General features: G+C 69.7%; 16 protein-coding genes. 14 read left to right on the top strand and 2 right to left on the bottom strand.

The genetic code is table 11. The features are described from left to right. Nucleotides 1-194: 194 nt before the first annotated feature. Both ACE3UA_RS09990 and tssH read right to left on the bottom strand, forming a co-directional pair. The gene (locus ACE3UA_RS09990; protein ID WP_374644630.1) at nucleotides 195-599 is read right to left on the bottom strand and encodes a hypothetical protein; all 405 of its coding nucleotides are present in this window, start codon (nucleotides 597-599) and stop codon (nucleotides 195-197) included. Between the two features lie 11 nt (nucleotides 600-610). Further along, on the bottom strand, nucleotides 611-3,319 hold the full coding sequence (tssH, locus tag ACE3UA_RS09985; protein ID WP_374644628.1) for a type VI secretion system ATPase TssH: 2,709 nt from the start codon (nucleotides 3,317-3,319) through the stop codon (nucleotides 611-613). 162 nt (nucleotides 3,320-3,481) lie between these two features. On the opposite strand from tssH, the gene ACE3UA_RS09980 reads away from it, so the two are divergent. The 14 genes from ACE3UA_RS09980 (at nucleotide 3,482) to tagF (ending at nucleotide 21,811) form a co-directional block, all read left to right on the top strand. Beyond that, nucleotides 3,482-5,581, top strand: a complete 2,100-nt coding sequence (locus ACE3UA_RS09980) for a serine/threonine-protein kinase (protein WP_374644626.1) — start codon at nucleotides 3,482-3,484, stop codon at nucleotides 5,579-5,581. A gap of 71 nt (nucleotides 5,582-5,652) precedes the next feature. After that, nucleotides 5,653-6,786: an ImpA family type VI secretion system protein gene (locus ACE3UA_RS09975; protein ID WP_374644624.1), complete on the top strand. Its 1,134-nt coding sequence runs from the start codon at nucleotides 5,653-5,655 to the stop codon at nucleotides 6,784-6,786. 30 nt (nucleotides 6,787-6,816) lie between these two features. Next, entirely contained in the window at nucleotides 6,817-7,338 is a 522-nt protein-coding gene (gene tssB / locus ACE3UA_RS09970; RefSeq protein ID WP_374644622.1) for a type VI secretion system contractile sheath small subunit, read from the top strand. Between the two features lie 3 nt (nucleotides 7,339-7,341). Further along, nucleotides 7,342-8,850 carry a type VI secretion system contractile sheath large subunit gene (gene tssC / locus ACE3UA_RS09965; RefSeq protein WP_374644620.1) on the top strand — a complete coding sequence of 503 codons (1,509 nt, stop codon included), beginning with the start codon at nucleotides 7,342-7,344 and terminating at the stop codon, nucleotides 8,848-8,850. Between the two features lie 45 nt (nucleotides 8,851-8,895). After that, nucleotides 8,896-9,378, top strand: a complete 483-nt coding sequence (locus ACE3UA_RS09960) for an Hcp family type VI secretion system effector (protein ID WP_374644618.1) — start codon at nucleotides 8,896-8,898, stop codon at nucleotides 9,376-9,378. 35 nt (nucleotides 9,379-9,413) lie between these two features. Beyond that, entirely contained in the window at nucleotides 9,414-10,124 is a 711-nt protein-coding gene (gene tssE / locus ACE3UA_RS09955; RefSeq protein ID WP_374644616.1) for a type VI secretion system baseplate subunit TssE, read from the top strand. After that, on the top strand, nucleotides 10,124-11,998 hold the full coding sequence (gene tssF / locus ACE3UA_RS09950) for a type VI secretion system baseplate subunit TssF (RefSeq protein ID WP_374644614.1): 1,875 nt from the start codon (nucleotides 10,124-10,126) through the stop codon (nucleotides 11,996-11,998). Before tssE ends, tssF begins: the two co-directional genes overlap by 1 nt. Continuing rightward, the gene (gene tssG / locus ACE3UA_RS09945; protein ID WP_374644612.1) at nucleotides 11,962-12,990 is read left to right on the top strand and encodes a type VI secretion system baseplate subunit TssG; all 1,029 of its coding nucleotides are present in this window, start codon (nucleotides 11,962-11,964) and stop codon (nucleotides 12,988-12,990) included. The genes tssF and tssG overlap by 37 nt, the downstream gene beginning before the upstream one ends. Further along, the gene (gene tagH, locus ACE3UA_RS09940; protein ID WP_374644610.1) at nucleotides 12,987-14,489 is read left to right on the top strand and encodes a type VI secretion system-associated FHA domain protein TagH; all 1,503 of its coding nucleotides are present in this window, start codon (nucleotides 12,987-12,989) and stop codon (nucleotides 14,487-14,489) included. Before tssG ends, tagH begins: the two co-directional genes overlap by 4 nt. After that, complete coding sequence (gene tssJ, locus ACE3UA_RS09935; RefSeq protein WP_374644608.1) at nucleotides 14,479-14,937, top strand: type VI secretion system lipoprotein TssJ; 459 nt, start codon at nucleotides 14,479-14,481, stop codon at nucleotides 14,935-14,937. Before tagH ends, tssJ begins: the two co-directional genes overlap by 11 nt. Before the next feature lie 30 nt (nucleotides 14,938-14,967). Further along, complete coding sequence (gene tssK / locus ACE3UA_RS09930; RefSeq protein ID WP_374644606.1) at nucleotides 14,968-16,299, top strand: type VI secretion system baseplate subunit TssK; 1,332 nt, start codon at nucleotides 14,968-14,970, stop codon at nucleotides 16,297-16,299. Beyond that, nucleotides 16,296-17,774: a type IVB secretion system protein IcmH/DotU gene (icmH, locus tag ACE3UA_RS09925; RefSeq protein WP_374644604.1), complete on the top strand. Its 1,479-nt coding sequence runs from the start codon at nucleotides 16,296-16,298 to the stop codon at nucleotides 17,772-17,774. Before tssK ends, icmH begins: the two co-directional genes overlap by 4 nt. Continuing rightward, on the top strand, nucleotides 17,775-21,308 hold the full coding sequence (gene tssM / locus ACE3UA_RS09920; protein ID WP_374644602.1) for a type VI secretion system membrane subunit TssM: 3,534 nt from the start codon (nucleotides 17,775-17,777) through the stop codon (nucleotides 21,306-21,308). Further along, nucleotides 21,290-21,811, top strand: a complete 522-nt coding sequence (tagF, locus tag ACE3UA_RS09915; protein ID WP_374644600.1) for a type VI secretion system-associated protein TagF — start codon at nucleotides 21,290-21,292, stop codon at nucleotides 21,809-21,811. The genes tssM and tagF overlap by 19 nt, the downstream gene beginning before the upstream one ends. Nucleotides 21,812-21,831: the final 20 nt, after the last annotated feature.

Genomic DNA, 21,831 nt, shown 5'->3' with positions numbered 1-21,831 from the left:
GGGAAAGAAGGGCTGCAGCCGTGCCATCTGCACGTCCGTCAGCCAAAAAAGGTTGGTCATAGGTCAGTCTCCTTGCGGAGCCTGAATCACGCCGAAAGTGGAAGATCAATGGGTCCTGACCCTAGATCATCCGTGCGCTCTGGTGCTGATCTTCAGTAGATGATCTCGATCCACGGGATGCGGACACTCCGCCCTCAGTTCAGCTGCACCGACGCCCCCTGCACCCGGTTCGGACCCTCCGACCGGCTCAGGACCTGGGTTCCCCGGATCGTCACCCGCCCGTCCGCCGTCATCGTGATCGACGCCTTCCCGCAGCGCAGCACCATCTCCCGCCCGGCCTCAATCACCAGCTTCTCCCCGTCCGCCTCCACCTCCGCCCGCAGGGGCTGGACCAGCCCCAGGATCAGCGGCTGGTCGTCCATCATCGTCACCGCCGCCACCCGCCCCAAGGCAGCGGCCGGGACCGGAACCAGCGAGAGCGCCCAGTGCAGGCCCTCGCCCAGCGCCGCGACCCGCACCTGCGTCCGGCCGTCGGGCCCGATCCCCACCACCTCGGCCCGGTGGACGCCCGGCAGCCCAAGGAAGGTTCCGTCATGCATCGCCGCCCCTCCTATTCGAAGGCATAGCCGAACCCGGCGTCCGAGCCCGTCACCGTCACACGGGTCAACTCCGCCCCCTCCAGCTTGCGGTTCAGCACCTGGCGGGAGAGTTCCGGCAGCAGCGTGTTGGTCAGGATCGCGTCGATCATCCTTCCGCCGCTTTCGATTTCCGTGCAGCGGGCCTTGATCGTCTCCATCACGCCCGCGCCGATCACCAGTTCCGCGCCATGCCCCGCCTCCAGCCGCCGGGCGATGCCGCGCAGCTTGTGGCCGGCGATGGCCTCGATCATCGCGTCCGAGAGCGGATAATAGGGGATCGTCACCACCCGGCCCAAGAGGGCCGCGGGGAAGACCTTGAGGAGCGGCGCGCGAAGGCTGGCGGTCAGCTCCTCCAGATCGGCGCCGGACTTGCCGTCCCCGGTCATCGCCATGATCTCCTCCGACCCGACGTTGGAGGTCAGAAGGATCAGCGTGTTCTTGAAGTCGATCCTTCGGCCCTCGCTGTCGTCCATCATCCCCTTGTCGAAGACCTGGAAGAAGATTTCATGCACGTCGGGGTGGGCCTTTTCCACCTCGTCCAGCAGGATCACCGAATAGGGGCGGCGGCGGACGGCCTCGGTCAGGATGCCGCCCTTGCCATAGCCGACATAGCCGGGCGGCGCCCCCTTGAGGGTGGAGACGGTATGCGCCTCCTGGAACTCGCTCATGTTGATCGAGATCAGGTTCTGCTCGCCGCCATAAAGCGTCTCGGCCAAGGCCAGCGCGGTCTCGGTCTTGCCGACGCCGGAGGGGCCGCAGAGCATGAAGACGCCGATGGGTTTCTCGGGGGCACCAAGACCCGCGTAACTGGTCTGGATGCGGTTGGCGATCATGCCCATGGCGTGATCCTGGCCGACGACGCGCTCCGAGAGCGTCCCGGCCAGTTTCAGCGCGCGCTCGGTCTGGCTGGCAAGCATCCGGCCCATCGGGATGCCGGTCCAGTCCTGCACGATGGCCCCGACCGCCAGCCGGTCGACGGCGGGCAGGATCAGCGGGCGCTCCCCCTGCGCTTCGGCGAGGGCCGCCATCTTGGCGCGCAGCTTCGCCAGCATCTCGGCGCGGGCTTCCGGCGTCAGCGCGGCGGGTTCGGCGGTGTCCTCGCTGGCCTCGGGCGGGGTCTCCCCGGTCGCTCCGGTATCATCCACCGGCTGCCCCGCGCCGCGCAGGGTGGCGCGCAGCGACAGGACCTCATCGACCAGCGCCTTCTCGGCCTCCCACCGCGCCTTGGCGGCGTCCAGCTCGGCGGTGGCCTTGCCAAGCGCGGCCTCGACCTCGGCCTTGCGCTCTTCCACCTCGATCCCGATGGCTTCCTCGCGGGAGATGATCCCCTGCTCCACCTCCAGCGCGGACAAACGCCGCTCGATGTCCTCCACCTCGGCCGGCGTCGCATGCTGGGACACCGCCACACGGGCGCAGGCGGTGTCGAGCAGGCTGATCGCCTTGTCCGGCAACTGGCGCGAGGGGATGTAGCGATGCGACAGCGCCACCGCCGCCTCGATCGCCTCGTCCAGGATCTCCACCTTGTGGTGCTTCTCCAGCACCCCGGCCACGCCGCGCAACATGCGGACGGCGGCCTCCTCGGCGGGTTCCTCGACCTTGACCACCTGGAAGCGGCGGGTCAGGGCGGGGTCCTTCTCGATATGCTCCTTGTATTCCGACCAGGTGGTCGCGGCGACGGTGCGAAGCTCGCCCCGCGCCAGCGCCGGCTTCAGCAGGTTCGCCGCATCCCCCGTCCCCGCTGCGCCCCCGGCCCCGATCAGGGTATGGGCCTCGTCGATGAAGAGGATGATCGGCTTCTCCGAGGACTGCACCTCGTCGATCACCTGTTTCAACCGCTTCTCGAACTCGCCCTTCACGGATGCGCCCGCCTGCATCAGGCCCACGTCCAGCATGTGCAGGTCCACCGCCTTCAACTGCGGCGGCACGTCGCCGCGCGCGAGGCGCAGGGCAAAGCCCTCGACCACGGCGGTCTTGCCCACCCCGGCCTCGCCGGTCAGGATCGGGTTGTTCTGGCGGCGGCGCATCAGGATGTCGATGATCTGGCGGATTTCCGGGTCGCGGCCGATCACCGGGTCGATCTTGCCCGCCTTCGCGCGTTCGGTTAGGTTCGTGGCATATTGGTCCAGCGCCGACTTGCCGCCGGGGGCCTGCTTCGGCTTGGCCGCCTCGGGCGCCGCCCCGCCGCCTTCCACCGACTCGGCCAGCAGGTCGCCCAGCTGCCCCGCCATCGCGGCCGGGTCCAGCTTGTCGAATTCCAGGCTGATCTTGAACAGCAGCCCCTCCAGCACCGGCACCTTCAGCGCGCCGAGCAGGATATAGGCCGAGCGCACCGTGTCGTCGCCGAATTCCAGGCTGCCGAAGGTCCAGCCCTCCTGGATCGCGCGGAAGATGTGGTCCGAGAATTCCTCGACCGAGCCCGCGCCATGCGGCAGGGCATCGACGGCGCGGGTGATGTCGGCGGCCAGGCGCGCCGCCTCGACCCCGGCCGAGGCGCAGAGGATCTCGAAATCCGACCGCGCCGACCGCGACAGCGCCTCGATGAAATGCACCAGCTCGACGTAAGGGTTGCCGCGCGCCTTGGCCGCCTGGGCCGCCGCCGAGAACGCCTTCAGACAGACCGGGTTCAGCTTGCCGACCAGCTCCTTGCGCTTGATCGTCTCGGTGCCGCCACGCGGGGCCATAATCCATCCCCCTCAGCCGATTTGAATATGCTTGCTCATCCGGGCGGAAAGACGCAGGCTTTCCGCAAGGTCAATCTAATCCGGAAACCTTCGCATGGCGAATGTTTTGGTGACCGCCGCCGGTGGTGGATGCGCGACCCCGGTCCGCTGCGGGGGCCGGGGATGACCGGACCTCTGCCCGGAGACATCTTCCGCCAGGGCCAGGTCCTGAACCACACCTACGAGATCGAGGGCGTGCTGGGCCGCGGCGGCACGGGCGAGGTCTACCGGGCGAAGAACCAGATCTCGGGCCGGATCGTCGCGATCAAGGCGCTGAACGCGCGGTTCTCCGGCAACGACGACTATATCCAGCTGATGCGCCGGGAAGAGCAGATGCGCGACGTCGTGAACGACGCGGTCGTGCGCTATTCCGAATGCTCGCGGACCGAGGCCGGCCATGTCTTCCTGGTGATGGATTTCATCGACGGCCCCTCGATGAGCGACGTGATGGCCCGCCGCCGGATGGACCCGCGCGAGCTGATGATCATCGCGCACCGGGTGGCCGAGGGGCTGGTCGCCGCCCATGCGCGCGGGATCGTGCATCGCGACCTCTCGCCCGACAACGTCGTCCTGCGCGACGGCGAGGCCGGGCGGGCCACGATCATCGACTTCGGCATCGCCAAGGACACCTCGGCCGGGGCGCGGACCATCGTCGGCAACGAATTCGCCGGGAAATACGAATATGCCGCGCCCGAGCAGCTTGAGGGCCGCGCCGAGAAGCGGTCGGACCTCTATGCCCTGGGCGCGACCTTGCTGGCGGCCTTTCGCGGCCAGGTGCCCTTCGCCGGCTCGACGCCGGGAGAGATCGTGCGCCGCAAGCAGTCGCGGCTGGATACCGAAGGCCTGCCCGAGCCCTTGAAGGGCCTGGTCGACTGGCTCACCGCCCCGGCGCTGGCCGACCGCGCCCCCAGCGCCGAGGCCGTGGTCGCCCGCCTGAACGATCTGCTGCGGCCCGAGTCCCGGCGCGCGGGCCGGCAGGTGCCCCAGCGCGGCGAGGCGCGGAAGCGTGGAAGCCTGGCGCTGCTTCTGGTGCTGCTTCTGGGCCTGATCGGGGGCGGGGCCTGGTATGTCGGGCTGCTGGACGGGCTGGGCCAGCCGCCCCTCCCCGTTGCCGCGCCCTATCTCCTGACCGCAAGCGCCGGACCCCAGGGCGCGGCGCTCTCCGGCAATGCCCCGGACGCCGAGGCGGCCCAGCGCCTGCGCCAGGCCTTTGCCGGGGCCACCGGGACCCCCCCGCCCGAGACCGCGCTGACCCTTGCCGCGGGGGTGCCGGGCGAAAGCTGGGTCGGAAACGTCGCCGCCGGGCTTGGCCAGATGCGGGGGCTTGCGGAATGGACGCTGGCCGTGACCGACAACACGGTCGCCGTGACGGGCCTTGCCGACAGCCGCGACCTTGCCGCCGACCGGACGACGGCGATCTCCGACTGGGCCGGACAGGCCGGGATGACCGCCCGCATCGACATCGCCATCGGCCCGCGCCTTCTGCCGGTGCAGGCGGTGCGCGACATCGCGCAGCCCTTCGCCCTCTGCGGCCCCCTCGGCCCCGACGCGCCGCCCGAGGCGGGCTATGCCCTGGGCGACACCATCGTCATCACCGGCGCGTTCGAGACCGAGGCGGCGCGCGGCAAGCTCCAGCAGGCGCTGGAGGATGCCATCGGCGACCGGCAGCTTCGCATCGACGCCACGATCCTGAACGCCGACCTCTGCGCCATCCGCCGCGTCCTGCCCCCGCTCGAGTCGGACCGGCTGTCGATCTGGCTTGGCGACGGCGCGACCGGCCAGGTCAACCTCTCGGGCATCTACCACGCCGGCGAGAACCCCATCGTCGAGGTCCTGGCCCCGGCCGATCTGACCGGCCTGTCGCTCTGGGTCGTGGTCGTCGACAACACCGGGGCCGTCTACAACCTCCTGCCCAACCTCAGGCAAGAGGCGCATGACCTCGCCGATGTCGGCGTGGTGGAAAACGGCCAGCGCCGCATCCGGGTCCTGCATTCGCTGGACGACCTCAAGAACGGCATCGGCATCTTCGCCACCACCGTGGACAAGGACAGCTTCGGCAAGTCCGAGGTCATCGCCTTCCTGTCGAAAACCTCGCTTTTCGGCATCCGACGGCCCAAGGACGAATCCGTCGCCTCCTTCGCCGAGGCCCTGGCCCAGATCCTCCGGGACGAGCCCGGGAACATCCTGTCAATCGCCAGCCGGGTCATTGATGCAAGACCTTGACTTTAGGTCAAGTGGTGCAAGACTTGCAGCCATAGTCACCAGTTTGCGCGTTTTGAAGAAGGCCTTGGAAGATGGACCTAGAACCATTTCTGGTTCCGGTGGGCCAGGACAATGCCTCCGGCCTGGAACTCAGAAACGACCCGCGCTTTCACGGCATCGAGCGGTTGCTGGACCCGGCCGCACGCAGCCTCCGGCTGGAGAATGTCCGGGGCGGCGGCACCGGCAGCGTCGACATCGACTGGTCCGGCGTGCTTGACCAGGCCGCCGAACTGGCCCGCTCGGGCCGCGACCTCCGGCTTCTGGTCATCGTCGCCCGGGCCCTGGCCAATGCCGAGGGCTTTCCCGGCCTGCGCGACGGTCTCGATCTTCTGACCGCCACGGTCGAACGCTTCTGGGACAGCGCCCATCCCGCCCTGCGCGACAGCCCCTCCCCGCGCGAGGCGGCGACGCGGCGGATCAATTCGCTGTTCCAGCTTGAAAACGCGGACAACGGCCTGCTGTGCGATCTGGAATTCACCGTGATTCTCGCCCCGCGCGGCATCGGCCCGGTCACCGGCGGCGACCTCTGCGCCGGCGGGCTGAGCCGCAACCAGGCCCAGGCCGAGATGCCCTCGGGCCTGGGCGACAAGGAGATGGCCGAACTGCTCGCCCGCCACGACGCCAGGGTGAGCCGCGTCACCGCCGCCTGCCGCGCCCAGGCCATCGAACGGCCCGAGGAGACGGCCGCCCTGGTCCGGTCGATCGAGGCCGCCCGCGCCGCCCTGGCCCGGCTCGAAGCCGCGCTGAACGGGCGCGTGATGGAAAACGGCGTCGGCGTCCGCTTCAAGGAGCTGGACAAGATGCTGGCCCGCGCCATCGCCCCGCTGGCCGCCGCCCAGGCCCAGGGCGACCCCGCCCCCCCGGCACCCGAGGCCCCCGCCATGGCAGACCCCGCCCCCGCCCTGAACGGCGTCCACGCCGCCCCGGCGCCCGCCGGCATCCCCGCCGCCGTCACCTCGCGCCGGGACGTGGAACGCTGCCTCGACCTGATCATCGACTTCTACGAACGCACCGAGCCGTCCAGCCCGATCCCGCATCTGGCACGGCGGATGCGGAAGATGGTCCCGATGAACTTCCTGCAGCTCATGGAAGAGATCGCGCCCAGCGGAATGAAGGAATTCAAGAACATAGCCGGAGTGGACGACAAGAAATCCGCCGCCCAATAGGGCAGCACCACATAGGGAAAGGCCCGACAGATGAGTGAGAGCAAGGCGAAGGTGATCGAACGCAACCGCGCTCCACGGGTGCAGATCGCCTATGATGTCGAACATTACGGCAGCCCGACGACCATCGAACTTCCCTTCGTCATGGGCGTGATGGCCGATCTCGCCGGCAAGTCCGAGACGCGGGAGGCGACGAAGCCGGTCAACGACCGCACCTTCGTCGACGTCGACGCCGGCCGCTTCGGCAAGTTCATGGAGGCGCTGGCCCCCCGGGTGAAGGCCCGGGTGCCGAACCGCCTGCCCGGCAAGGACGGCGCCGCGGACGAGGAGATGTTCGTCGACCTGACCTTCAGGCACATGTCCGACTTCACCCCCGACAAGGTGGCCGAGCAGGTCCCCGCGCTGGCCGAACTCCTGAAGATGCGCCGCCAGCTCGAGGAACTGCTGGGCTACATGGACGGCAAGGTGAACGCCGAGAAGCGCATCGCCCAGCTGCTGCAGAACGAGCCCCTGCTGCAGCAGGTCGCCGAAGAAGCCGTGAAGAAGGAGGGCTGAGCCATGGCCGAACAGGAAAAGCAGGCCACCGCCGCCCCCGAGGCCCAGGCCGTCGACCTCGGCGAATTCAGCGACCTGCTGGAAAAGGACTTCCGCGTCAAGGAGGACGAGAGCCAGAAGCTGCACAAGCTGGTGCAGAACCTGGCGCTGGCCGCCACCGAACGCTCGGGCACCGCGACCATCTCGGGCAATGCGGTCAAGTCGATCAAGAACCTCATCGCCGGCATCGACAGCCTTCTGACCACCCAGATGAACGAGATCATGCACGCCCCCGAGCTGCGCGAGATCGAGGGCACCTGGCGCGGGCTGCACTACCTGGTGAACAACACCGAGACCGACCAGAAGCTGAAGATCCGGGTGATGAACATCACCAAGGACCAGTTGGCCGACACGCTGGAGGATTTCGAGGGCCAGATGTGGGACCAGTCCCCGATCTTCAAGCGGCTTTACACCGACGAATATTCCATGTTCGGCGGCGAGCCCTTCGGCGCGATCATCGGGGCCTACGAGTTCAGCCACCACCCGCGCGACGTCGGCCTTCTGCGCAACATGTCCGGCGTCTGCGCCTCGGCGCATGCCCCCTTCATCGCCGCCGCCGCGCCGCAGCTTTTCCGCATGCAAAGCTGGCAGGAACTGCCGAACCCGCAGGACCTGCAGCAGATCGTCTCCTCGCCCGACTATGCCAGCTGGCAGTCGCTGCGGGAAAGCGAGGATGCGCGCTACATCGGCCTGACCATGCCGCGCGTGCTGGCCCGGCTGCCCTATGGCGCGGCGACGATCCCGGTCAAGGGCTTCGCCTTCGAGGAGGAGATCGACGGCAAGCACGACCATTACGTCTGGATGAACGCGGCCTTCGCCATGGGCGTGAACATCAACCGCAGCCACAAGCTCTACGGCTGGGGCAGCCAGATCCGCGGCGTGGAATCCGGCGGCTCGGTGATCAACCTGCCGGTGCACAGCTTCCCCACCGACGACGGCTCGATCGCGATGAAATGCCCGACCGAGATCGCCATCGACGACCGGCGCGAGGCCGAACTGGCCAAGCTCGGCTTCATGCCGATCCTGCACCGCAAGAACACCGACATCGCCGCCTTCATCGGCGCGCACAGCCTGCAGGACGACGAGGCCCGCGCCGGCCGGCTGGTGGATCCCGACGCCCAGGCCAACGAACGGCTGTCGGCGAACCTGCCCTATCTCTTCCCGGTCAGCCGCTTCGCGCATTACCTGAAGGCGATGGCGCGCGACAAGGTCGGGACCTTCAAGGAACGCGCCGACATGCAGGTCTGGCTGTCGGAATGGATCAACCGCTATGTGCTGTCGAACACGGCCATGGCGGATGACAAGGCCAAGGCGAAACGGCCCCTGGCCAAGGCCGAAGTACAGGTCGACTCGGTCGAGGGGCGCCCCGGCTATTACAACGCGCGCTTCTACCTGCGGCCGCATTACCAGCTCGAGGGGATCAACGCGAGCCTGCGGCTCGTCTCCGAACTGCCCTCGGTGAAAGCCAAGTGAATAGCAATGGAGCATCCGCAATTTAACAGATGAAAGGGTAAGGAAATGGCTGTTTCCGGTTACATGAAGATCGAGGAAATCCCCGGCGAAAGCGGCCGCAAGGACCACGAGGGCGAGATTTCCATCGCCTCGCTGTCCTGGGGGGCCACGCGTCCCGCGATCAACACCCCCGGCGTGGGCCGCAGCACCGGCATGGCGAACGTGACCTCGCTGACGGTCTCCAAGTTCTACGACAAGTCCTCGCCCTACCTGGCGCAGGCCGTGCTTCTGGCGACCGCATTCCCCGAGATCGTGGTCACCCTGCGCAAGGACTCGGGCGAGACGCATCTCGACTACCTGACCGTCACGCTCTCGGACTGCATGGTCGAAGGCTACAACTTCGCCGGCAGCAGCGATGTCGAGACCCCGCCGATGGAAACCATCTCCATCGTCTTCAACAAGATGAAGGTCCTCTACATCGAGCAGGCCAGCGACCATTCGGCCGGCGGCGAGCACGAATTTGAATATGATCTGGTTGCGGGGGCCTGAGCGCGGGCCTCTCCGGCAGGGAAAGGACACCGTCGGTGGCTGATCCGATCCTTCAATCCCGGACCGAAGCGGTCCAGCCCAGCCTGTGGGACCGCCTCGTCGATGACTTGCCCGGCATCGTCTCCGAGACCGACCGGCAGCGCGCGGACCTGGCGGCGCGGATCGGCGCCGCCAGGGTCGAGGCGGTGCTGGCCGGCGGGGCGCGCGTCATCGAGGCCGACCCCGGCCTCGATGACGACACCCGCCGCGACCTGCACCTGTTCCTGACCCGGACCGCCCGCCGCGCCTTTCTGGAAGAGCGCGGCATCGTCGTGAACGCCGCCGTCCTGCGCGAGGCGGTCCGGCGCGACATCGAGGCCCTGTTCAACGTCGAACGCTTCGAATCCGGGCTGCAACTGACCGACCGCGAGGCCAAGGGCTACGAGACGCCCCAGGAGCTGATCGCCGATTTTCCCCATGTCCGCCGCTCGGTCCTGAACTACGGCGTCCCCTCCTTTTCCGGCCGCGCCATCTCCGACTTCGACCTTGCCGCGCTGGCCCGCGAACTGCGCGAGGTGATCGCCGTCTTCGAGCCGCGCCTGAAGCGCGACTCGATCCGGGTCAAGGTGGCCCAGGGCGACCGCACCGGCATGCGGATCGAGGTCGACGCGATGCTCATGCTCTCCCCGGTCCCCGAACGCCTGCGGCTCTCCACCATGATCGACCTGGACAACGGACGCGCCACCACGGCGGTCGAGGACGCATGATGGACCGCAACTTCCTCAGCTATTACGAAGACGAACTCGCCCATATCCGCGAGCTTGCGACCGAATTCGCCGCACTCCACCCCACGGTCGCCCGCAATCTCTCGCTCGACGCGGTGCCCTGCCCCGACCCCTATGTGGAACGCCTGCTGGAAGGCGTGGCCTATCTCGCCGCGCGCACCCGGCTGAAGGTCGACGCCGAAAGCAGCCGCTACGTCCGCAACCTTCTGGACGAGCTTTACCCCGACCTCGTCTGCCCCGCCCCGGCGATGACCATGGCGATCCTGCATCCCGGCCCGCAGGTCCAGACCATGCTCGACGGCCATCGCGTCCCGCGCGGCACCCGCTCGGTCGCCGCCTACCGCGAGGGGATCTCCACCCGCGCCACCTATACGACCGCGCAGGACGTGACGCTCTGGCCCGTCGCGCTGGACGCGGCCGACTACCTGCAGGACAAGGGCGCGCTGAACGCCGCCGGGCTGGACCGGCCCGAGGCCGAGGCCGCGATCCGCCTGACGCTCGCCCGCGTCGGCCCCGGCTCGCTGGCCGAACTGTCGCTTGACCGGCTCGACCTCTGGTTCACCGGCGGCCCGCGCGGTGGCGCGATCTTCGACGCGATCTTCGGCCATGGCCATGCCGCCATCGCCCGGCCCGCGAAAGGCCCCGCCCACCCCGTCCACCCCCTCGCCGGTCCCGCCCTCGTCGGCATCCCCGACCGCGAGGGCCTGCTGCCCCGCGTCCGCCCCGCCTTCGAGGGCTACCGGCTGATGCGCGAATATTTCCTGATGCCCGACCGCTTCCACTACCTGCGGCTCGACGGCCTCAACCCCGCGCTGCGCGCCTGCACCAACGGCCCCTGCGAAATCGTCGTCTACCTCGACGCCCCCCGCCCGGAACTCTCCGACCTTGCCGCCAGGGACTTCCGCCTCTTCGTCACGCCGCTGGTCAACCTCTTCGAGAAAGAGTGCAACGTGATCGAGATCGACGGCCGTTCCGCCGCCCATATCGTCCACGCCGACCGCACCCGTCCGCGCGACTTCGAGATCTACCGCCTGACCCGGGTGGAGGACGCCGACAGCGACGGCCCCGACGCCACCGTCGAGCCGCTCTATTCCGTCGGCCGGCACCGCGGCTCGGGCCTGGTCTACACCACCGAGCGCAGGCCGCGCCGGCCCGGCGAGGACGAGATCCGCCGCGGCCAGACCCGCACCAGCTATGCCGGCGACGACCTGTTCCTGTCGATCGCCCGGCCCGCCGACGTGACCGTGACCAGGGCGATCCGCCGCCTCGACATCCGCGCGCTCTGCACCAACCGCGACCTGCCGATCCTGGACGACAGCCCGAAACTGTCGCTGGAAACCGGCGATCCCGTCGGCCGGATCGAACTCCTGTCCCCCTTCCGCCGCCCGCGCGCCTCGGTCGCCTCGGCCCTGCCGAACATCGTCTCGGGCGGGGAAAGCCAGCTTGACGACCTCGCCTGGCGGCTGGTGGCGCAGCTGTCGCTCAATCACCTGTCGCTGGCCGAACCGGGCCAGGAGGCCGAACCCCTGCGCGCCATGCTCGACCTCTACGCCGGTCGCGGCGATCCCGCCCTCGCCCGTCACGCCCGCTCGATCACCCGCCTCCGCTCGCGCCAGGTGGTCGAACGCCTCGGCATCCCCGGCCCGATCTGCTTCGGCCACGGCGTCGAGATCACGCTGGACGTGGACGAGACGACGCTGGCGGGCGGCTCCACCCTCCTGCTCTCCGCCCTCCTCAACCAGCTTTTCGCCCGCCACGCCGCGATCAACTCCTTCGTGCGCGCAAAGACCCATCTCATGCAAAGACAGGAGGAGGTGTCGTGGCCGATGACGCCGGGCAACCGCGCCCTGATCTGACCGGGGATGTGCCCACGCCCGAAACCATGGGCTTCTTCGAGCTTCTGCGCCGCCTCGAACGCGGCCAGATGCGCTTTGGCCGCTGCGGCGGGCCAGCGCGCGAACCCGCCCGCCTCGGCCAGCGCGCAAGGCTGACCTTCGGCACCCGCGACGTGGCGGGCTTCCACCCCGGCAGCCCGCCAAAGGTGGATGTCGAGGTCCTGGGCCTTCTCGGCCCCGAGGGCGCGCTGCCGCTGCACCTCACCCGCTGGGTCCTCGCCCGCCTGTCCGACCGCTGGTTCACCCAGGGCAGCGATGCGGCCTCGGACACCACCTTCCTCGACTTCTGCAACCTTCTCCAGCACCGGATGATGGCGCTCTACTGGCGCGCCTGGGCCGATGCCCGGCCCGAGGTGCAGATCGAGCATGAGGCGGCCAGCCGGGTCCGGGCGCTGGTCGAGGCGCTGGCCGGCACCGCCCTGCCGGGGACCAAGCCGAAGGTCCCCGACACCCAGACCCGGCTGAAGCTGCGCCACGCCACCTCGCTGGGCCGGCAGGTCTTCAGCGTCGAACGGCTCACCGCCTATCTCTCCGACGTGGTCGAGGCCCCGGTCTCGCTGGTCGAATTCCTCGGCACCTGGACCGAGATCCCGCCGCATCTGCAATCCCGCCTCGGCCGGGCCCATGCCGGGCTGGGCCGGTCCGCCGTGGTCGGCGCCCGCAGCTTCCAGCGCCAGACCCTGGTCGAGCTGCGCATCGGCCCCCTGCCCCTTGCCCGCTTCGCCCGATTCCTCGCCGACCCGGACCTGACCGCCCGCCTGCGCCATGCGATCCGGCACGCGATGGGCCGCGAGATGGAATTCGACCTGCGCCTCGTCCTGGCGCGCGAGGAAATCCCCGACGCGCGCCTCGGCCAGTGCCGGCTTGGCCGCAGCACCTGGCTTTCCCCCCGCCGCGAGAAAGACGCCGACGACCTCCGCCTCACCGGCGTCGCACAGGTGGAGGCCGCATGACCCTCCGCCTGATCATCGAGCACAGCCCCCATCCCCAGGACCGGCACGAGATGCGCCATCCCGGCGGCGAGCTTTCGATCGGGCGCGGCGCTGATTGCTCGTGGCAGCTGAACGATCCCGACATGTATGTCTCGCGCAAGCATTGCGTGATCACCGGCGAGGCCGGCCAGTTCATCGTCACCGACGCCAGCCGGGGCGGGCTTTTCATCGACGGCCGCGACCAGCCGCTCGGGCCGGGCAACGCCGCCCGGCTGGAAACCGGAATGCGCCTGCGCCTTGGCGACACCGTGATCCGGGTCGAGATCGAGGCCCCCGCCCCCGCCGCCGCGCCCCGCACCCAGGCCCCGGCGCCGCGGCAGATGACGCATGACGACTTCTTCTCGCAGCCCGTCGCCCCGCCCCCGCCGGTCCAGCGCCCGCAGGGCCTGCCGCAGCCCTTCGACACCGGCCCGGCCGACGCGCGGCGCTTCGACCCCACCCCCGACCGCGCCGCGCCGCCGCTCTTCGACGACCCCTTCACCCTCGACCGCTCCGTCGCGGCCCGCCCCACGGGCAGCGTGCCCGAGCCCATCGCACCGCGCGGCGGCGACTTCGGCTTCGGCTCCTTCTTCGACGAACCGGCCAGGGCTCGCCCCGCCGAGCCGACCGCACCCGCCGGGCCTGCCCCGGTCGCGCCGGTCGCCGCCCCCGCCTCCGACGACTGGTGGTCCATGCCGCCCCCCGCGGCCGCCCCCGAACCGCCGCCCCCCGCCCCCGGTCCCCCGCCGCCCGACCCCCTGCGCCCGACCCCCGAAGCGCCCGCCGCGCCTCCGGTCGCGGCCGACGAGAACCGCTCCCGCCAGCGCGGCGAACCGGCCCCGCCGCCCGCGGCCGAACCTCCTGCCGCCGCCCCCGCCAGGCCGGATGCCGCGGCGGATCCCGCCCTGCGCGCGGCCTTCTTCCGCGGCCTCGGCCTCGATCCGCCTGCCGCGCAGGACCCCGCCGCCGAGATGGAGGCGATGGGCCAGCGGTTCCGCCTGCTGGTGGAAGGGCTGATGCTGATGCTGCGCACCCGCGCCAGGGAAAAGCAGAACGCCCGCGTGGCGCAGACGGTGATCAGCAATACCGAGGTCAACCCGCTGAAATTCCTCGCCTCCACCAACGAGGCCATCGCCGCCCTGGTCGCCGCGAAGGGCCCCGGCTACCTCGACCCGGAAACCGCGATCAACGGCGCCTTCCGCGACCTGGCCGACCACCAGCTGCGCTCCTGGGTCGCGATCCAGTCCGCGCTGCGCCGGATGATCGACCGCTTCGATCCCGCCGCCGTCGAGAAGGATCTCGACGACCTCGGCCTGCTGGAAAGCCTCCTCTCCGGCGGCCGCAGCGCCAAGCTCTGGAAGGCCTATACCGACCGCTACAAGGACATCGCCCGCGCCGCCGAGGACCGTTTCCTTGGCGAAGTCGGCGCGGACTTCCGTGACGCATATGAAGGCAACAGGGAGAAGACCGATGACACATGAGTTTCCGCGCCGTGCCTTTCTGATCACCGGCACCGCCCTTCTGGCGACCGCCTGCGCCCCCGCCGGCCCCGGAGCGGTCACGCTGGTCGCCCAGGGCACCGCCGGCATGAACCCCGGCCCGGATGGCGCCGACCGGCCGCTGACGCTGCAGGTCCTGCAACTGCGCGGGGCCGGGGCCTTCGACGGGGCGGATTTCTTCGCCCTGCAATCCCCCGCCACCGCGCTTGGCGGCGATCTGGTGAAGGCCGACACCCTCACCCTCGCGCCGGGGGCCAAGACGACCAAGACCGTCACGCTCGATCCCGCCACCGCGCTCATCGCCGTGGTCGCGGGCTACCGCGATCCGGCCGGCAAGCAGTTCCGCGCCAAGTCCTCGGTCTCGCCGACCGACTCGGTGACCTTCGCGCTTGACGTGACCGCCAGCGGGATCAAGCTGACCCCGATGTGACCTCGGCCAGTGCAGGAACAGGACGCAAGAATGAATGACAAGAACAAGGTCGTCTGGTCCGAGGGGCTGTTCCTGCGCACGCAGCACCTGCAACAGCAGGACCGCTATACCGAAGGCCTGGTGCGCGGCGTGCTCCAGGCCGCGCCGCTGCAGGCCTGGGGGTTCCGCTCGCTCACCCTCGACAAGCCCGCGCTGGACGCCGGCCGCGTCGCCATCGCGTCAGCTTCCGGCATCTTCCCCGACGGCACCCCCTTCGCCATTCCTGACACCATGTCCGCCCCCGCCCCGGTCCCGATCAAGGCGGACATGGCGGGTCATGTGTCACTTGCCATCCCGATCGAACGCCCCGGCTCCGCCACCATCGACCCCGCCCATGCCGAGCCCGCCGGCTCGCGCTATCGCGGCACGATCCAGACCGTCCGCGACACCGTCCGCGGCGGGGCCGAGCCCGAGGAACTGGAGGTCGCCCGCCTTGCCGCCCGCCTGATCCTGCCGGGCGAGGAGACCGCCGGCTACGTCGCTTTGCCCGTCGCCCGCGTCGACGGCTTGCGGGCGGAAGGCTCCGTCGCCCTCTCCGACGGCTATCTCGCCCCCGCGCTCTGCCTCTCCGCCGTGCCCTGGTATGCGGGGCTGGCGCAAGAGGTCGTCACCGGCCTCGACCGCATCGCCGAGGCGCATGGCAAGCTGGTCCTCGGCGGCGCGGGCCGGTCGATCGAGAACCTCCTGCTCCTCGAACTCGCCAACACCGCCCGCCCCCGCGTCGCGCATATGCTGGCGCAGAACCTGCACCACCCGTCCGAGCTGTTCATGGAACTGGCGGGCCTCGCGGGCCGGATGGCGACCTACGGCTCCTCGTCCCGCCGCCTCTCCGACCTGCCGCCCTATGACCATCTCGATCCGCAGCCCGCCTTCGCCGCGCTCGCCGACACGCTGCGCTCGCTGATGCTGTCCCTGCGCCATGTCGAGCCAAAGTCGCGCGCCCTTCAGGTCGCCCGCCACGCCCAGAACATCTGGAAGGTCCGCATCGACAATCCCGACCTCCTGAAGACCAGCCGCATCGTGCTGCGCGTGGGCTCGGACATGTCGGACGAATCCCTGCGCCGCATCTTCGTCTCCCAGGCCACGGTCGGCGCGGCGGATGCCTTTGAAAAGCTGTGGAAATCCCGCCTCCCCGGCATCCCGCTGAAACCGCTGCACTCCCAGCCGCGCGAGATTCCCTATGACGGGGAACGCCTCTGCCTCGAACTCGACCAGAGGTCCGAACATTTCGCCCAGCTCACCGATGCGCCCGGCTTCGTCATCGGCGTCTCCGGCGCGCTGGAGCGGGAGCCCGAAATCGACTGCTACGCCGTGAACCGATGAGCGACCAGGACGACCCCTTCGGCCTCTCCAACGACGCCGGGCGCACCCGCATCCGGCCGGTGAAGGCGAACCCGCCGGCCACCGCCCCGGTGCAGCCGACCTTCGGCGGCGGTCCCGCACCGACCCAGGGCTACGGGGCGCAAGGCTACGGCGGGCAGGGCTACGGCGGGCAGGGCTACGGCGGACAGGGCGGCGGCTTCGGCGCCCCGCCGCAGGACTACGGTCAGGGGGCGGCCCGCGGCCCCAGGCCCCGCCTCGCCCGCGCGCATCCGAACCCGCTGATCGTCGCCTTCGCCCCGCTTCTGGAACTCGCGCCCGAACTGGAACGCGCCCTTCCCCCCGCCAATGCCGAAGGCTTGCGCCTGCGCCTGCAGGAGAACCTGATCGACGCCCGCGACAGCGCCGTCGGCATGGGCGTGCCGATGACCCGCGCCAACCAGGCCGCCTGGTTCGTCGCCGCCCTGATCGACGACATCGCGCTCAACACCCCCTGGGGCGGCCATTCCGGCTGGCCCCGGCAACCGCTGGTCACCGGCCTGACCGGCGAGGTCGACGCCGGGACCCGGTTCTTCGACCGGCTGGAGGAACTGCTCCGCCACCCCAACCGCGACCCCGAGCTGCTGGAACTGGGCTTCCACTGCCTGAACCTCGGCTTTCGCGGCAAATACCGGGTCGAGGGCCGCACCGGCGACGCCGCCCTTCTCGCCATGCGCGCGGCGATCGCGCGCACGATCCGCAACCCCGAGGCCGAGGCCGCCCCCCTCTCGCCGCACTGGCAGGGCGTGATCGCGCCCGACGAAAAACCCCGTTTCGCCGTGCCGCTCTGGACCATCGGCCTTGCCGCCGTGGCCGTCATCACCGCGCTTTACGTGGGCCTCGGCATCCAGCTCTCGAACAAGGCGACGCAGCTTTACGCCCTCGCCCGCCTGTTGCCGCCCCCCGAACGGGCCGAGATCTTCCGCCCGGTCCGCACCAACGCCGAACCCGCCGCGCCCGAGATCAAGATCGAGCCCGTGGTGCTGGAACTGGTCCCCGCCTGCCTGGCCAAGGCCCCCGCCGACACCGCCGCCGCCCTGACCGGCAAGGATGACGTCTCCCTCGCCTTCCTCACCCTGCGCGGCTCCGACCCCGAGGTCTTCCGCTCCGCCAAGGCCGACATCAACCAGGTCTACGGCCCCCTCGTCACCGCGCTGGCCGACTGCATCAAGGAGAATATCGAGGTGATCGGCAAGGTCACGGTGATCGGCCATACCGACAGCGTGCCGGTGCAGGCCTCGAACCCCTTCGCCTCGAACCAGGGCCTGTCCGAGGCCCGCGCCAGGACCATCGCCGACCTTCTCGCCGCCGCCGGGGTGCCGCCCGACCTGCTCGCCGCCGAGGGCCGCGCCGACAGCGAACCCGTGGGCGACAACGGCACGAAACAGGGCCGGGCCGAGAACCGCCGCATCGAGATCAAGATCGAGAAGAAGCTCTAGATGAAAGTCCTGAAAGCCATCTTCCGCTTCCTGTTTTCCCGCCGGCTGTGGGGCTTCATCGGCATCCTCCTCCTCTGCGCGCTGATCTGGCTCTTCGGCCCGCTGGTTTCGGTCGGCGACATGGTGCCGCTCGCCGATGATCTGGTGCGGATGATCGTCATCGCCGTCATCCTGGTCCTCTGGCTCTTCTCCCTCCTCCTTGCGCAACTGCGGGCCGCGAAGAAGAACCAGCTTTTCGTGACCGAACTGGCGACACCCGAAAAGCCCAAGGCCGCGCTTCCGGGCGAGGCCAATGTCGCCGAGATCAACACCAAGTTCGCCTCGGTCCTGACCGAGATGAAGCGGTCGAAGCTCGGCGGCAGGAAGTTCCTCCGCGACATGCCCTGGTATGTCATCATCGGCCCCCCCGGCTCTGGCAAGACTACCGCGCTGCGCCAGTCCGGCCTGCATTTCCCCATCGACCTCTCCGACGACCTGAAAGGCGTCGGCGGCACCCGCAACTGCGACTGGTTCTTCACCGAGGATGCCGTGCTGGTCGACACCGCCGGCCGCTATGTCCAGCAGCAAAGCGACCCCGAGATCGACTCGGCCGAATGGCTTGGCTTCCTCGACATGCTGAAGAAGCACCGCGGCAAGCGGGCGCTGAACGGCGTGATCCTGACCCTCAGCCTCAAGGAACTCCTCGCCGGAGAGGCCGCCGTCCGCGACCATGGCCGGGAAATCCGCAAGCGCCTGGCCGAGCTGCGCGAGCGGTTGCAGATCCAGCTCCCGGTCTACCTGATGCTGACCAAGGTCGACCTGGTCCCCGGCTTCGAGGCGTTCTTCGGCACGCTCCCCACCAAGGACCGCGAGCAGGTCTGGGGCGCGACGCTCCCCACCGACGCCCGCATCGACCGCACCCTGATCGAACGCGAGGTCAAGGCGCTGCTCGCCAACCTGGAGACCCGCCTCACCACCCGCATGGCCGAGGATGTCCCCCTCGACCAGCGCGCCGAGGTCTTCCGCTTTCCCGCCCAGGTCGAACGCCTGGAGGCGCCGCTCAAGCTCCTCATCGACACCGTCTTCGGCGAAAGCCGCTATGAGGAAAGCCCCTGGCTGCGCGGCTTCTATCTCACCTCCGCCACCCAGGAAGGCTCGCCCATCGACCGGCTGGTCGGCGAACTCGCGGGCTCCCTCGGCCTGAACGCCGACACCCCCTCCCGCCGCCCCTTCGGCGAGAAGCGGTCCTATTTCCTGCGCAACATGCTGACCGACCTCATCTTCCCCGAGGCCGGCCTCGGCACCTTCGACGCCGCCGCCGAGGAGCGCCGGAAATGGCTCTGGCGCGGCTCCATCGCGGGCGCGTCCCTTATCACCCTGATCGCCGGCCTCCTCTTCCTCTTCTCCTTCCTGCGCTACTCCGGCGGCATCGACGACCAGGAGCGCCTCCTTGCCGACCTCTCCGGCCGCCTCGCCAATGTCGCCGCCCGCCAGGCCCCGACCGACCCGCTCGACCTGGAACTCGCCCTCGACGGCGTGACCGAGGTCAAGGCCGCCGCGACCAAAGTCCCGCCTTCGCCCCTCACCTGGATCGGCCCCACCGCACGGTCGGAACTGGCCGAGGCGCAGCGCATCGCCTATGACCGCTCGCTCCGCAACATCCTGGAGCCCCGCATGGTCGCCCTGCTGGAGGCCACCATGTGGCGCCAGATCCGCGACCCGGAATACCTGCTCGGCGCGCTCAAGGTCTATTACATGATGACCGGCCTCGCCCCCTATGACCGCGGGTTCGCGGCGCAGTGGTGGCAGGACCAGCTGCCCCTCAACGCCCCCGCCGACCCCTTCCCCACCGAAGCCGCGCTGGAGCACCAGCTTGCCGCCATCGACCGCATGGGGTCCGAGGAACGGAAGATCGCCCCCGACCAGGATCTCGTCCAGCAGGCGCTGCAATCCATCTGCACCATCCCGCTGGCCGCCCGCGCCTATGCGGCGCTGATCTCCGATCCCGCCGTCACCGCGCTCCCCGACTGGATCCCGGCCGAAAAGGCCGGGCCCAACGCCACCCGCGTCCTGACCCGGATCTCGGAAAAGACCCTCCGCGTCGGCCTCCCCGGCGCCTTCACCTACCAGGGCTTCCACACCACCGTCCTGCCCCTGATCCCCGAGGTCGCCGCCACCGCCGCGCTGGACCAGCAGGTCTTCGCCGGCGGTTGCGCCGAAAGCTCCGACGCCTCGGTCGCCACGCTCGAGGCCGACATCCTGAAACTCTACCAGGACGATTTCATCGCCCAGTGGAACGGCTTCCTGCGCGACATCCGCCTTGCCCCGATCGCCGACCTGCCCACCGCCACCGCGAACATGAAGGACCTCGCCAGCCCCGACAGCACCCTCCGCCGCCTGGTCCGCGCCGTGGTGGATGAGGTCGACCTGACCCGCGTCATCCCCGAGGACGAAGCCGCCGTCCCCGAGGGCCTGGTCACCAAGGCCACCGCCAAGCTCGGCAAGGTCGGCAAATTGCTGAAGGCGGGCAGCAAGCTTGCCACCTCGACCGGCGGGGTTGCCGATGGCCCGCCGCCCGGCAGCGACGTCGCCCTGCATTTCGCCCCCCTGAAAGCCGCCATCGAGGAGGTGGATGGCGTCCCGCCGCTTCTCGACGACGTCGGGCTGCAACTCGACGGCCTCGCCAAGGAGCTTGCCAGCGCGATGAATTCGCCCGACCCCGAGGCGACCCTCCTCGCCCGCGGCGGGCTGGCCGAACTGACCGGCGCCGTCGCCAATGCCGCCCGCTCGCTCCCGGACCCGCTGGACGACTGGGTTGCCGGCATCGCCGGGGATACCATCGCCGTGACCCGCGACGCCGTGATCTCCCAGCTCAACGACCGCTGGCGCGCCGATGTCCACGACTTCTGCGTCAAGGCGACCGAGGGCCGCTATCCCTTCGACGCCGCCTCCGCCATCGACGTCAACGTCGCCGATTTCCGCGAGTTGTTCGCCCCCGGCGCGCGGATCGACAAGTTCGTCACCGACAATCTCCTGCCCTACATCGACACCACGGTGAAACCCTGGGCCTGGCGCGCCGACTTCGGCCTCGACGGCTCCCTCCTGGCCCCGTTCGAGCGGGCGCGTTCCATCCGCGACGGGCTCTTCCCCGGCGGCTCCGGCCCGGTGATGGCCTTCACGCTGGAGGCGAAGGACCTGACCCCGAACGCCGCCAGCGTCACCCTGAACGTCGACGGCCAGGTGCTGACCTACCTCAACGCCGCCACCCGCCCGATGCCGATGACCTGGCCCGGACCGGACGGCACCAACCTGATCTCGCTGTCGTTCCAGCCCGCCGACGGCAGCGGAGAGCTTCTGACCTCCGAGACCGGCTCCTGGGCCTGGCTGCGGCTGATCCGCAAGGGCAGCCTCGCCCCGACCGACCTGCCCGAGGTCTTCCGGCTGAACCTTGGCCTCTCCGGCTTCTCTGCCGCCTTCGAACTCAGGGCCGCCTCGGTCGACAATCCCTTCGACCTGAAGATGTTCGGCAACTTCAAATGCCCGACGAAGTTCTGACCCCGGAAGAGGAGCGCCGCCCCCTGGCCGGTTTCTTCGGCAAGCTTCCCGCCACCGGCGATTTCGTCTGGCGCGGCTTGCCCGATGCCTTCCGCCGGAACTGGGATGCCTGGCTCACCCGCCACATCGCCCCCCTCCTGCGCGACGGCGCGACCTTTCCGCCCGGTGGCCTGCGCTTCCGCCTGCCCTCCGGCGGCCGCCTCGCCGCCGGGGTGATCCTGCCCAGCCGGGACAGCGCCGGGCGGCGCTTCCCGCTCTCGCTCCTCCTCATCGCCGAGGGCGAGCTGACCCCCGCGCAGATCGACCGCTGGTCCGACGCCGCCCTCGCGCTTCCCCGCGAAACCCCCGACGACCTCTGGCTCGCCCTCGACACCCTGCCAGCCCCCGACCCCGGCCCGCCACCCGAAGGCCCCCCCCTTCTCTGGACCCTCGCCCACCCGCCCCTGCCGACCAAGGCGTCCGACCCGGCCGCGACCCTCGCCGCTCTCCTTCCCCGCCTCTGACTTGCTCTTTTTCCAAATAC

Source organism: Tabrizicola sp. (assembly GCF_041919135.1).
Lineage (GTDB): Bacteria > Pseudomonadota > Alphaproteobacteria > Rhodobacterales > Rhodobacteraceae > Tabrizicola.
This window is presented reverse-complemented; position numbering and strand designations above follow the sequence as displayed.

Excerpts from the sequence above, each read along its gene's own strand:
- ACE3UA_RS09990 (WP_374644630.1), bottom strand. The coding sequence starts at position 599 with ATGCATGACGGAACCTTCCTTGGGCTGCCGGGCGTCCACCGGGCCGAG.
- tssH (WP_374644628.1), bottom strand. The coding sequence starts at position 3,319 with ATGGCCCCGCGTGGCGGCACCGAGACGATCAAGCGCAAGGAGCTGGTC.
- ACE3UA_RS09980 (WP_374644626.1), top strand. The coding sequence starts at position 3,482 with ATGACCGGACCTCTGCCCGGAGACATCTTCCGCCAGGGCCAGGTCCTG.
- ACE3UA_RS09975 (WP_374644624.1), top strand. The coding sequence starts at position 5,653 with ATGGACCTAGAACCATTTCTGGTTCCGGTGGGCCAGGACAATGCCTCC.
- tssB (WP_374644622.1), top strand. The coding sequence starts at position 6,817 with ATGAGTGAGAGCAAGGCGAAGGTGATCGAACGCAACCGCGCTCCACGG.
- tssC (WP_374644620.1), top strand. The coding sequence starts at position 7,342 with ATGGCCGAACAGGAAAAGCAGGCCACCGCCGCCCCCGAGGCCCAGGCC.
- ACE3UA_RS09960 (WP_374644618.1), top strand. The coding sequence starts at position 8,896 with ATGGCTGTTTCCGGTTACATGAAGATCGAGGAAATCCCCGGCGAAAGC.
- tssF (WP_374644614.1), top strand. The coding sequence starts at position 10,124 with ATGGACCGCAACTTCCTCAGCTATTACGAAGACGAACTCGCCCATATC.
- tagH (WP_374644610.1), top strand. The coding sequence starts at position 12,987 with ATGACCCTCCGCCTGATCATCGAGCACAGCCCCCATCCCCAGGACCGG.
- tssJ (WP_374644608.1), top strand. The coding sequence starts at position 14,479 with ATGACACATGAGTTTCCGCGCCGTGCCTTTCTGATCACCGGCACCGCC.
- tssK (WP_374644606.1), top strand. The coding sequence starts at position 14,968 with ATGAATGACAAGAACAAGGTCGTCTGGTCCGAGGGGCTGTTCCTGCGC.
- icmH (WP_374644604.1), top strand. The coding sequence starts at position 16,296 with ATGAGCGACCAGGACGACCCCTTCGGCCTCTCCAACGACGCCGGGCGC.
- tssM (WP_374644602.1), top strand. The coding sequence starts at position 17,775 with ATGAAAGTCCTGAAAGCCATCTTCCGCTTCCTGTTTTCCCGCCGGCTG.
- tagF (WP_374644600.1), top strand. The coding sequence starts at position 21,290 with ATGCCCGACGAAGTTCTGACCCCGGAAGAGGAGCGCCGCCCCCTGGCC.